Annotated in this window: 12 protein-coding genes and 1 pseudogene; 10 read left to right on the top strand and 3 right to left on the bottom strand. The window is 51.0% G+C overall.

Annotated features, from left to right (window positions below; genetic code table 11):
• Position 1: 1 nt before the first annotated feature.
• Positions 2-631, bottom strand: coding sequence for a sunset domain-containing protein (locus tag JUF13_RS01160; protein WP_203637368.1), 630 nt, complete (start codon positions 629-631; stop codon positions 2-4).
• Positions 632-935: 304 nt separating this feature from the next.
• A complete protein-coding gene (gene mscL, locus JUF13_RS01165; RefSeq protein WP_125762819.1) occupies positions 936-1310 on the bottom strand; it encodes a large-conductance mechanosensitive channel protein MscL in 375 nt (124 codons plus the stop codon).
• A gap of 192 nt (positions 1311-1502) precedes the next feature.
• Here mscL and JUF13_RS01170 point away from each other — a divergent pair, with 192 nt between their 5' ends.
• The 9 genes from JUF13_RS01170 to JUF13_RS01210 all read left to right on the top strand — a co-directional run bounded on the left by JUF13_RS01170 (position 1503) and on the right by JUF13_RS01210 (position 9572).
• Positions 1503-1901, top strand: a complete 399-nt coding sequence (locus tag JUF13_RS01170; protein WP_203637369.1) for an iron-sulfur cluster biosynthesis family protein — start codon at positions 1503-1505, stop codon at positions 1899-1901.
• A 297-nt stretch (positions 1902-2198) separates the two neighbouring features.
• A complete protein-coding gene (locus JUF13_RS01175) occupies positions 2199-2516 on the top strand; it encodes a hypothetical protein (protein ID WP_191988054.1) in 318 nt (105 codons plus the stop codon).
• Between the two features lie 666 nt (positions 2517-3182).
• A complete protein-coding gene (gene prmA / locus JUF13_RS01180) occupies positions 3183-4133 on the top strand; it encodes a 50S ribosomal protein L11 methyltransferase (protein WP_203637370.1) in 951 nt (316 codons plus the stop codon).
• A 2-nt stretch (positions 4134-4135) separates the two neighbouring features.
• Positions 4136-4894 (top strand): 16S rRNA (uracil(1498)-N(3))-methyltransferase, encoded by a 759-nt coding sequence (locus JUF13_RS01185; protein ID WP_203637371.1) that lies wholly within the window; start codon positions 4136-4138, stop codon positions 4892-4894.
• Between the two features lie 95 nt (positions 4895-4989).
• Positions 4990-5322, top strand: coding sequence for a hypothetical protein (locus tag JUF13_RS01190; RefSeq protein ID WP_203637372.1), 333 nt, complete (start codon positions 4990-4992; stop codon positions 5320-5322).
• Between the two features lie 87 nt (positions 5323-5409).
• Entirely contained in the window at positions 5410-7644 is a 2235-nt protein-coding gene (locus JUF13_RS01195; RefSeq protein WP_203637373.1) for a RelA/SpoT family protein, read from the top strand.
• Between the two features lie 14 nt (positions 7645-7658).
• The gene (dtd, locus tag JUF13_RS01200) at positions 7659-8105 is read left to right on the top strand and encodes a D-aminoacyl-tRNA deacylase (protein WP_203637374.1); all 447 of its coding nucleotides are present in this window, start codon (positions 7659-7661) and stop codon (positions 8103-8105) included.
• 341 nt (positions 8106-8446) lie between these two features.
• Complete coding sequence (locus JUF13_RS01205) at positions 8447-9091, top strand: HAD-IA family hydrolase (RefSeq protein WP_203637375.1); 645 nt, start codon at positions 8447-8449, stop codon at positions 9089-9091.
• A gap of 40 nt (positions 9092-9131) precedes the next feature.
• Positions 9132-9572 carry a hypothetical protein gene (locus JUF13_RS01210; protein WP_203637376.1) on the top strand — a complete coding sequence of 147 codons (441 nt, stop codon included), beginning with the start codon at positions 9132-9134 and terminating at the stop codon, positions 9570-9572.
• A 168-nt stretch (positions 9573-9740) separates the two neighbouring features.
• On the opposite strand, the pseudogene JUF13_RS01215 reads toward JUF13_RS01210, so the two are convergent.
• Positions 9741-9839 (bottom strand): annotated as a pseudogene (locus JUF13_RS01215) (fructosamine kinase family protein); the annotation flags it as partial.
• 291 nt (positions 9840-10130) lie between these two features.
• Here JUF13_RS01215 and JUF13_RS01220 point away from each other — a divergent pair.
• The gene (locus JUF13_RS01220) at positions 10131-10349 is read left to right on the top strand and encodes an SDR family NAD(P)-dependent oxidoreductase (protein ID WP_203637377.1); all 219 of its coding nucleotides are present in this window, start codon (positions 10131-10133) and stop codon (positions 10347-10349) included.
• Positions 10350-10384: the final 35 nt, after the last annotated feature.

A 10384-nucleotide genomic window follows, 5' to 3' on the forward strand; every position in this document is an offset into this window, starting at 1 on the left:
CTTATCGCAACGCCTTTCTGTAGCCGGCCGCCTTGGCTTGCGCTTCCGTTTGGAAGTAAACGGCGTTACTACTGTTCATGTGGTAGCCCGATTGCCCGGGAACGTGATAAATTTTGGAATTCTTGTTGCCGATGATCTGGCCGTCCTTGCCAGTGGTCAGGTCGCCTTGGGTATGACGGGCGTGGCTAGACTGTGTGGTCGCGCTAGAACTAGCAACCCGACTGCTGGCCTTAGCTGCAGCGGCTTGATTGGCCGCTTCCCGTGAGGCACTCTTGGCGCTCGCCCGACTTTCGGACTGGCTAGAAGCCTGACTGGCACTAGCGGCCTTGCTAGTAGCGGCGGCCTGTGAACTGGCTTGGGCATCGAGTTGATTGCTGGTGGCGGTCTGTTGACTGGCAATCACAGCCAACCGGCGGGACTCGGCCTTGGCGCGGGATAAGCGTTTCGTGCCTACCAGAACGGTCTTGGTCTTGACGGTCGGTTGCGGGTTGTCGGCGGCCAGACCGACCACGCCGCCAAAGAGGGCGAGAAAAATAAAGGCGCTCCCTAGAATCTTGCGGCGGTGGGGTTTGCGCAGGACCCAGTAGGCCGCGCCGCCCCACAGGAGGATCCAAATAAGTGCAAACGTCATGCGATGATCAGCTTCTTTCCCCTAGTTTGCCACTTTAGTGCTGTATGTATGCTACAAAGTAGTTGTGGCTCACCACCAATTCTACGGGCATGGACCGCCAGTCGCAAGACTTATTTGTAATTAATTCTAAAGATTGCGATGGTGAACAAAATTTTTCGGGTCAATGACGTCGCTAATAAAAAGGGGAGGTCAGTGGGGTAACCTAAAAAGCCATGCCTACCGTAAATCACGGATAGACATGGCCGATTGAAAGGCTTGTGTAATTCGTGAGACGTGTTTAGTAAAAACTGGTGGATTAAGCGAATTACTTGTCTTTTTTGAGCAGCTCGACGATTTCACGAAGGTACTTTTCCTCCTGCGTGGGCACGGGTTCGCTAGGCTCTTCCGCCGGCTTGGCCAGAATCTTGTTGAGCAATTTGATCAACAGGAAGACCACGAAGGCAATGATCAGGAAATTGATGACGGAGTTGATGAAGGCCCCGTAGCGGAAATGGGCGCTGCCCACGGTGAGTACCAGGTTGGAGAAGTCAATGCTTCCCACAAAGATTCCCAGCAGGGGGTTGATCAGATTGGTGACCAACGAGTTGACGATGGCGGTAAAGGCGGCTCCAACAATAACCCCGACGGCCAGGTCCATGACGTTGCCACGGGCGATAAACTCTTTAAATTCTTTTAACACGAGCGATTCCTCCTAAAGGTTTTGTCTTCTATTTTTAATGATTTGGGTGAAAATTGCAACCAAAACGCTGAGGCTAAAACGTTTAGCGACTAATGGGCCGATTGGCAACGAGGCACTCAACGATGCACGGCCGACTGTGCTGCGGTAGAATGAGTCTATAAGTTGACGAATTCAAGTATAGGGGGACTGATGATGGCGAGTATCCAGTTAAGTGACGCATTGGTTGCGTTATTGCAGCGCAAAGGGTTGGCACAAAAGGATCTAATCTTGTTGACGGACGATGGTGGCGGCAAGTATTCCCTTCAGGGTGGTGCCTGTACGATTGGTACCAACTTCACGCTGATTGTGATTGAGGCGCCCGATAAGGATTATCCGGTTAGCTTGCACAACGACCAGGGGATTCATCTCTGGACGTCCGACTACGATTTAATTTTTCTGGAAACGGGTGTCGCCATGGATTATCGAAACGGTCAGATCTCCATCAAGGATGATGCACATGCGCTGTTGGATAACACGGTCCAAATTGCGAATGGCCAGGACGTGTTGGCTGCCTTCGCCCAGGGCATCACGATGAAGGGCGCGTCTTGCTAAGCTTACAGTAACGCGTACCGAAAGTGAGCCGTTTTTTTTTCAATTTAGTTGGTTCCAATGGTCCTGAAAGTATAGTACAATAAACAATGTAAGTGGTTTCAATCGGATTGCCAAATGCGTGAAATTTCCTGTAATCGACCGTGAAAAAAGTTTGGGAAGCCAGACATTTTGCTTGCAATCTAGTGAAAAATCAACTATTATCAATCATTGATACATTTTAAAACGGGTAGGCAACCGAACCGGCTTGGTAGTCGGTTAAAAGCTGAGTAGATTGTCATGAATTAGGAGGTGATTACCATGCTGAGTCGAACCAAAGAGTTCTTACGGCAACATAACTATCGTTACGAAAAGTCGTATATCCGGCCATTAATGGCGCCAGAGAGCGTCTACGTGTTTAAATTCGGTCAAGATTCGCTCAATAATCGGGTAATCATTCGTTATGGTCACACGTGGACCGGACGCCAGCGAATCAACGAGATTGATTTGCGGTTGCACAAACAAAAGCATCCACGCGTGTTTCAAAACGAGGCGGATATGTTAGATTACTTGGAAACGCAACTTGCCCAGCGCGAGCAACGTCACGCTGATCATCCGAGCGATACCGAGAAGGTCTAGGACCGTTTTGTTAATTATTTAATTTTAGCGGTGAGCCGCAGGCAATTAATTTTGCCTGCGGCTCTTTTCTTTGGCCTGAATTTTGGCAATTCACAGCCGACTCCTTTATAATTGAAGAGTCAGCTTCTTTCCGGCGACCAACCAGCCTGAAAATTGCGGCTGGAGTCCGCTCCCGGCGGCGGGTTCAAGGTGCCCGACTATGGGGAACGGTTCCAGCCTGAGAGGCGGTCTTCCACCTCGCCTTGTAGCCTAGAAGAGCACCAGTCTCCAAGGTCGTCCCGTGATCTAAGCTGAGAAAATGCCCTCAGCTAAAATCACCGACACAGCTGGTCACCTTGCCCCGCCTCTGGTCGCTAACACTGATCAGCAATTTTCAATGGTATGGGTCTGCAAGGATACGACTTGTGTGTGCCATCTGTTAGCCAGGAAGTGCGGGTTAAACTTGTGTTAGCTGCGGGGCGGGTGAAAATGATCTCAGCCGTGGGAGTTGCCTTAGCGGTTTTCCCACTTAGACAACTGCTATCTTTGAGACGTGTTTTTCGGCTCAAAGTAAGTCTGGAGACCGTTCTTTGGCTCCGGGCGGCGCCCACCGCGTTCCGGCTCATTTTCACCCGCCCGGAAGTGTATGAAAATAGAAAATTAAACCCTCAAGGAGGATATTTACCCATGGAATGGACCGAAGTCAGTGTCATTACCACGAACGAAGCCGTTGAGGCCGTTAGCAATATTTTACAGGAAGCGGGGGCCAGTGGCGTGAAAATCGATGACGCCGCCGACTACGCCAACCTGAAGCCCGGCAAGTACGGCGAAGTCGTGGATCTCGCAACGATTCCGCACCGGACGTCTGGCGCGGAAATCAGCGCTTACTATCCCGAAACTATCTTTGTCCCAGAAATTTTACCAACTATCAAGCAACGGGTCAGTGACCTGACCAAGTTTGGCTTGGACCCCACGCCCGGGACGGTTACGACCAAGGCCGTGGACGACGAAAGCTGGGCGACTGCCTGGCAGAAGTATTACCATCCAGTCCGGGTCACTCGTTATCTGACGGTCAGCCCTAGCTGGGAGAATTACCAACCCGTTCAGGCGGATGAGCACGTGATTCGTTTGGACCCGGGGATGGCCTTTGGAACCGGGACGCATCCAACCACACGGCTGTCACTGACGGCTTTGGAAATGGTGGTTCGCGGTGGCGAGACCATGTACGACGTGGGAACCGGTTCAGGTGTCTTGAGCATTGCGGCCAAGTACTTGGGCGTCAAGGACATCACGGCCTTTGACCTCGACGATGTGGCCGTTCGTTCCGCCAAGACCAACTTGGACCTCAACCCCGTCGCAACGGACATCGTGGCTGAGCCCAACGACCTGTTAAATGGGATTCACAAGCCAGTTGATCTAGTGGTGGCCAACATCTTGGCCGAAATCATTTTGCCATTGATTCCCCAAGCTTGGGAAAACCTGCACGACGGCGGTTACTTTCTGACGTCCGGCATCATCGCCGACAAGCTGGATGAAGTTGTGGCCGCCCAGAAGAAACAGGGCTTCATCATCGACAACATCCTGCAAATGAAGGACTGGCGCGGGGTGATTGCCCACAAGCCAACGGAGGATGACTAAGCATGCAACGGTATTTTTTGGAAGCAACTAGTCAGGACGGCGAACAAATTACCCTCTCATCGGCCATCTACCATCACTGGGTCACGGTCCTGCGCGCTGAGGTTGGCGCCGAAGCAGAGTTTGTGGACGACACGGCCCACCTGTTTCACGGTCAACTCCTGGCGGTGACTGGAGATGCGGCGACGGTCAAATTGACGGCCGTCCCCACGCCAGCGGTCGAACTGCCCGTGGGCGTCACGATTATCTGTGGCTTGCCCAAACAGGAAAAAGCCGAATGGATCACCCAAAAGGCCACCGAATTGGGCGTGGACCACGTGATTTTCTATGCCGCGGACTGGTCGGTTGCCAAGTGGCAGCCCAACAAGGTCGACAAAAAGTTAGCCCGATTAACTAAGATTGCCCATGGCGCAGCGGAACAGGCGCACCGGTTACGGCGGCCGGACGTCAGCTATGCCAAGAATCTGCGCACGGCCTTAGAAACGCCGCACGACGTGGCTTTAGTGGCGTACGAGGAGTCGGCTAAGCAGGGCGAACAGAGCGCGTTAAACCAGCAACTCCAGGCCCTGACTCCCGGTCAACGGGTGGTCGCAGTCTTTGGTCCCGAGGGCGGTATCAGCCCGGCCGAAGTTGCCCAGGCACAGGACCTAAACGCCACGCTGGTGGGCTTAGGCCCGCGGATTCTCCGCACGGAAACGGCACCGCTGTATTTCCTGTCGGCGGTCTCCATGGTCTTGGAGTTACAGCAAGTTAGCCATCGTTAATCGCGTAAATTAACCCGGATAACGGGTAACAGGGTGAAATCTCCCCTGAAACATGCTAAAATAGTTGCAATTATTAAGAGAGATGGGTGAACGAGATGGCATTTTTAGAACGGATTGGCTGGCGTTACTGGCTGGTCGCCATCGTTATGGGGGTGGCGTTGCCTGCATTAGCCACGGGGATTGGAATTAGCCCCGTCATGCGCTTCGGCGGGTTACTGGTGATTATTAATGGCTGTTTAGCGATTGTTTTAGGTCGCCTGATCTATCGCAAGACCCAACCAGGGTGGTGGCTGTTGATTTGGCCACTCATTTATTTAGCGGGTTCGCTGTGGTTTTTGCCACGCTACACCTGGTACTTTGCGATTGTTTACCTGTGTATCTCCTACTTGGCGTACGGTTTAACGCAGGCCAAGACTGAATCGAAATAACTTAACTGTTCAAAATGACCTGTGACTGACCGCACAATCCTGTGTCAGCACAGACAATTTTAAAAAACTAAGGGTGGTGGCGTCCATATGACCAAAGAACGTGTCTGGACGGCTAAAGAAGTAATTGCCAGAGTCGGTAAATATATGAATGCGGAACACGTTGAAATGGTGGTTAAAGCCTGCCAGTTTGCGACGGTTGCGCACAAGGGTCAAACACGTCAGTCTGGCGAACCCTACATTATGCATCCCATTCAGGTCGCGGGAGTTTTAGCCGATTTGAACATGGACCCCGAAACGGTTTCGGCCGGCTTCCTGCATGATATTGTGGAAGACACCGGGGTCACCTTGAGTGACGTCCGGGAACTATTTGGCGACGATGTGGCGTTGATCGTTGACGGCGTCACCAAGCTGGGGAAGATCAAATACAAGTCTAACCGAGAACAATTGGCGGAAAATCACCGAAAGCTCCTGTTGGCGATGTCTAAGGATATTCGGGTCATGATCGTCAAGCTGGCTGACCGGTTGCATAACATGCGGACGCTGGAACACTTGCGGCCGGACAAGCAACGGCGAATCGCCAACGAAACGCTGGAAATTTACGCGCCATTGGCTGACCGTTTGGGGATCAGTACCATCAAGTGGGAGCTGGAAGATATCTCACTGCGGTACCTGAACCCGCAACAGTACTACCGGATCGTCCACCTGATGAATTCACGGCGGGACCAACGGGAACAGTACATTGCTGGGGCCATCAAGGATATTCAGGACTCCATCAAGGATTTGAAAATGACACCCGAAATCTATGGTCGACCGAAGCATATCTACTCCGTCTACCGGAAGATGAAGGACCAGCACAAGCAATTTAGCCAAATCTATGACTTGCTGGCCATTCGGGTCATTGTCGATACCATCAAGGACTGTTACGCCGTGCTGGGGGCCATTCACTCCCAGTGGAAGCCAATGCCCGGCCGGTTCAAGGACTACATTGCGATGCCTAAGGCCAACATGTACCAATCTCTGCATACCACGGTGATTGGGCCCGAGGGTAAGCCGCTGGAAGTCCAGATTCGGACCAAGGAAATGCACGCTGTGGCTGAATACGGGGTTGCGGCCCACTGGGCTTACAAGGAAGGGGTCACGGACAAGGTTCAAGAGACCAATTCTGGTGACAAACTGAACTTGTTTAAGCACATCATCGAATTGCAAGAAGATACCGATGACGCCTCCGACTTCATGGATAGCGTCAAGGGCGAACTCTTTGGCGACCACGTCTACGCGTTTACCCCTAAGGGCGACGTGCTGGAACTGCCTAAGGGGGCGGGACCACTGGACATGGCCTACGCCATCCATACCGAGGTCGGCCACCACACGACTGGAGCCACCATCAACGGGAAGATTGTTCCTTTGAACTACGAAATTAAAAATGGGGACATTGTGGATATCCGCACATCTAGCAGCTCGGCCGGTCCTAGTCGGGACTGGGTCAAGCTGGTCTCGACACGACGGGCCCGCAACAAGATCAAGCAGTTCTTCAGAGCCGCCGACCGGGAACAAAACATCGTCTCCGGCCAAGACGCCGTGGAACGGACGATTCGTGACCTGGGTTATGAGCCGAAGGGCTTGATGAGCAAGGAAAACCTGGACAAAGTTACCGCTAAGATGCACTATCAGCACGCGGATGACCTGCTGGCCGCCATTGGGTTTGGCGATTTACAACCTCGCGGGGTGGCCAACCGCTTGACCGAGGGCGTGCGGCAGGCAGAAGAAGACGAGCGGCGCCGGCAAGAGGAACGGGAACTGCTGGAAGAGCACCAGACCATTAAGAACGATCCTGATAGTGAAAAGAAGGATCGGAAGAAGGCCAAGGACTCCGACGGCGTAGTCATTGAAGGCGTGGACAACCTGTTGATTCGGTTGAGTCACTGCTGTTCTCCTGTGCCTGGCGACGACATTGTTGGGTACATCACTAAGGGCCGCGGGGTCTCCGTGCACCGACAGGATTGCCCAAACGTCAAGAACGCTGAGCAGAATGGTGAACGGCTGGTCGACGTGCGCTGGGGCAACAAGGCCGGCGACAAGACCAATTACAACGCCGATATTGAAGTCCAAGGTTACAACCGTAACGGATTGTTAAACGACGTGTTACGGACGATCAACAACAATACCAAGTACCTGACGTCCATCAATGGGAAGGTCGACCACAATAAGATGGCCACCATTTCCATCAGCTTGGGGACGCGAAACCAGCTTGAGCTTCAGCGAATCTTGGATAATATCAAAAATATTCCGGACGTCTACGTGGTCAAGCGGGCGTTCCACTAAGGAAGGGTCAAACGATGCGCGTTTTATTGCAACGAGTTAGACAGTCAAGTGTGTTAGTTGAAGGCGATGTGAAGGGTTCCATTGCCGAGGGATATCTGTTACTGGTGGGTGCGGAAGATAGCGACACCAGCGAACAGGTCGATTATCTGGTTCACAAGATCACTAAGTTACGGGTCTTCGAGGATGAAGATGGCAAGATGAACAAGAGCATCGAGGACGTGGATGGCAGCATCCTGTCTGTCTCCCAGTTCACGTTGTACGCCAACACCAAGAAGGGCAACCGGCCAAGCTTCGTCGACGCCGGCGACCCCGCCCACGCGGAAAAAATTTACAACGAATTCAACGAAAAGCTCGCCGCAACGGGCCGTCACGTGGAGACGGGGGTCTTCGGCGCCAACATGCGCGTCGCCCTCATCAATGACGGACCAGTCACGATTTGGTTTGATACGGACGAGAAGTAGAGTGCGGAGCGGGGCGGTTAACTGGCGAGCATTAACGGCGTAACGGGAATGACCCCGGGCTTGGGTCGTTTCCGTTACGGTGTTAAGCGGAACCAGTTGCCCCGCGTAGCACGTTTCGGAGGCCGTCTGGACCAGACTTGTTCCGCGAAGAACAAGTCGAGCGGTTTAAGGCAAGATAAATTCAAGGACACACCTGTCCCTGAGATGTGTGCCACCTGAACTTAACTGCCCCACGTATCACGGAAATATTTTTAAATAAGCAAAACAAAACCAATAAAAAATCACACCAAAACGGCTAGCTTCCCAACAGAAACTAGCCGTTTTCTAAAGGAGGAACCGGCATGCGTTATCAACAATTATTTTGGGACTTTGATGGCACCCTCGTGGACACCTATCCGGGGATGGTCGCGGCATTTTGTGACGCGTTGGAGGCCTGTGGCGTCAATAACTTTGAATTGGACGAGGATGAGATCTACAAGGCGATGCGGCAACACAGCCTTGGCAATGCCCTCCAACGGTTTACGGCTGAATTCCGCTTGAATCGTGAACGGTTGGCAAAGGTCTACCAACAAGAGGCGGCACCACGGCTGAAGGATGCGCCCGCATTTGCCGGTGTAGCCGAGGTCTTAGCGGCCAACGTTAACGCAGGCGGGCGGAACTTCTTGCTGACGCACCGGGACCATCACGCGATGGATCGGCTGTCACAGTTGAATTTGGCGCAGTACTTTACTGGTGCCGTCACGGCCGACGATGATTATCCCAGAAAGCCAGACCCAACCAGTCTGATTGCCTTGTCCAAGCAGTACGCCGTTCAACGCGAGGATGCGCTGATGATTGGCGACCGTAACCTGGATGTCCAAGCGGGCCACCGCGCGGGGATGGTGGGAGCCTTATTTGACCCCGAGCACTTGATCGTTGACGAGAGCCAACCAGAGATTCGCGTGATTCGTTACGCTGAGCTGCAGGATTGGTTAACGGAAGAATAGTCTTAAGGCAGGTTAAGTTAAACTTTCAGATTATTTCCGTATGGGTGAGTTGGAAATTTCAGGGATTGTTTGCGCCATCTTACAGCTATCAGGAAAAATTATCGCGTATAGAGAAGAGCGTATGATGAAAAAAGCAGTAACGATTGGATTAAGAATATTAGCTTCACTGATAACCATTTATTTGGGATTATGGTACCTGGTAAACGCCGATGCAGAAGTAAATACGGTTGAAACAGTTGATCCATCATTTATTTGGGCTGATATACTCCTGTGGTTAGAAGTCGTGTTGATGGTCCTTATATTAATTAACTTGTGGCTAGGTTTTCAAATATCTGAGAAAATAACCAATTGGTGTGTGCTAATAGCATTGGTCGTGTCTGTTCTGATTCTTTTGATGGCACAGGCGCTAGGAATTTTTATTCTAGTGATATTGTTTTTGGCATTAATTGTGTGGACTCTCAATTTCAAGTTAAAAGAATGACATCGACAATGAATCATGAAGTTTAACAAGTTATGTATAAAAGCAGGAAGTAAATTCTCAAATCGAGAATTCCCTTCCTGCTTTTATATAGAAACCGAGTATTGTCCTGGCCTCTCTATTAGCCATTTTGGGGAAAATCAAACGTGTAGAAAATGTTTGCACACGGCTTTAACCCCGCGCGAGAATCTCATCGACCGTGCCGCCATACGTTTTGCCGAACAAATTCAAATGGGCCAACAAATAATACAGCTGGTAGTGTGCCAACCGAGAGTTGATTGACTAGCGGAAGAATAAATGGAGAGTAGCGGAACTAGGGAGGTTCACCTAATTTGTGCAGCTTTTTTGACGGGTTACTGGTCTTTTGTGTAGCATGATTTATTTTTTTCACAAGGGACAGTTAGAATAAGTTGCTGACGAAGAGTCGTTGACACGCTTTTAAAATCTCGTTATCATAAAGATACATATTAATTGTGATTTTAATCACATAGCTCTGATATGCGTACTTAGTTTCTGATACCATTTTAAAGTAGCTTCAGTCTTGAAAGGAGAGTCAGTTTTATGACAGATCGTTTGAAGGATAAAGTTGCAATTGTCACTGGTGGTGCAGCAGGAATTGGATTGGCGACAGTAGAGGATTTTTTAGTTGAAGGCGCCAAAGTTATTTTCACGGATATTGATTCTGATAAAGGCGCTCAGGTTCAAAAGGATTTGAAAGATAAAGCATTATTTATAAAAGCCCGATTTAAAATTGAAGTGCAACACCCCTTAAGACATTAAGGGTAAACAAATAGGCCATGGAGACCTATACTTTT

It is taken from the genome of Levilactobacillus wangkuiensis (assembly GCF_016861605.1).
In the GTDB taxonomy this organism is placed as follows: Bacteria; Bacillota; Bacilli; order Lactobacillales; family Lactobacillaceae; genus Levilactobacillus; species Levilactobacillus wangkuiensis.

Bases quoted from the DNA above. Each gene is read 5' to 3' on its own strand.
- JUF13_RS01170 (WP_203637369.1), top strand. From the start codon at position 1,503: ATGGCGAGTATCCAGTTAAGTGACGCATTGGTTGCGTTATTGCAGCGC.
- JUF13_RS01210 (WP_203637376.1), top strand. From the start codon at position 9,132: ATGGGTGAGTTGGAAATTTCAGGGATTGTTTGCGCCATCTTACAGCTA.
- JUF13_RS01190 (WP_203637372.1), top strand. From the start codon at position 4,990: ATGGCATTTTTAGAACGGATTGGCTGGCGTTACTGGCTGGTCGCCATC.
- JUF13_RS01175 (WP_191988054.1), top strand. From the start codon at position 2,199: ATGCTGAGTCGAACCAAAGAGTTCTTACGGCAACATAACTATCGTTAC.
- JUF13_RS01205 (WP_203637375.1), top strand. From the start codon at position 8,447: ATGCGTTATCAACAATTATTTTGGGACTTTGATGGCACCCTCGTGGAC.
- JUF13_RS01220 (WP_203637377.1), top strand. From the start codon at position 10,131: ATGACAGATCGTTTGAAGGATAAAGTTGCAATTGTCACTGGTGGTGCA.
- JUF13_RS01195 (WP_203637373.1), top strand. From the start codon at position 5,410: ATGACCAAAGAACGTGTCTGGACGGCTAAAGAAGTAATTGCCAGAGTC.
- JUF13_RS01185 (WP_203637371.1), top strand. From the start codon at position 4,136: ATGCAACGGTATTTTTTGGAAGCAACTAGTCAGGACGGCGAACAAATT.
- JUF13_RS01160 (WP_203637368.1), bottom strand. From the start codon at position 631: ATGACGTTTGCACTTATTTGGATCCTCCTGTGGGGCGGCGCGGCCTAC.
- prmA (WP_203637370.1), top strand. From the start codon at position 3,183: ATGGAATGGACCGAAGTCAGTGTCATTACCACGAACGAAGCCGTTGAG.
- dtd (WP_203637374.1), top strand. From the start codon at position 7,659: ATGCGCGTTTTATTGCAACGAGTTAGACAGTCAAGTGTGTTAGTTGAA.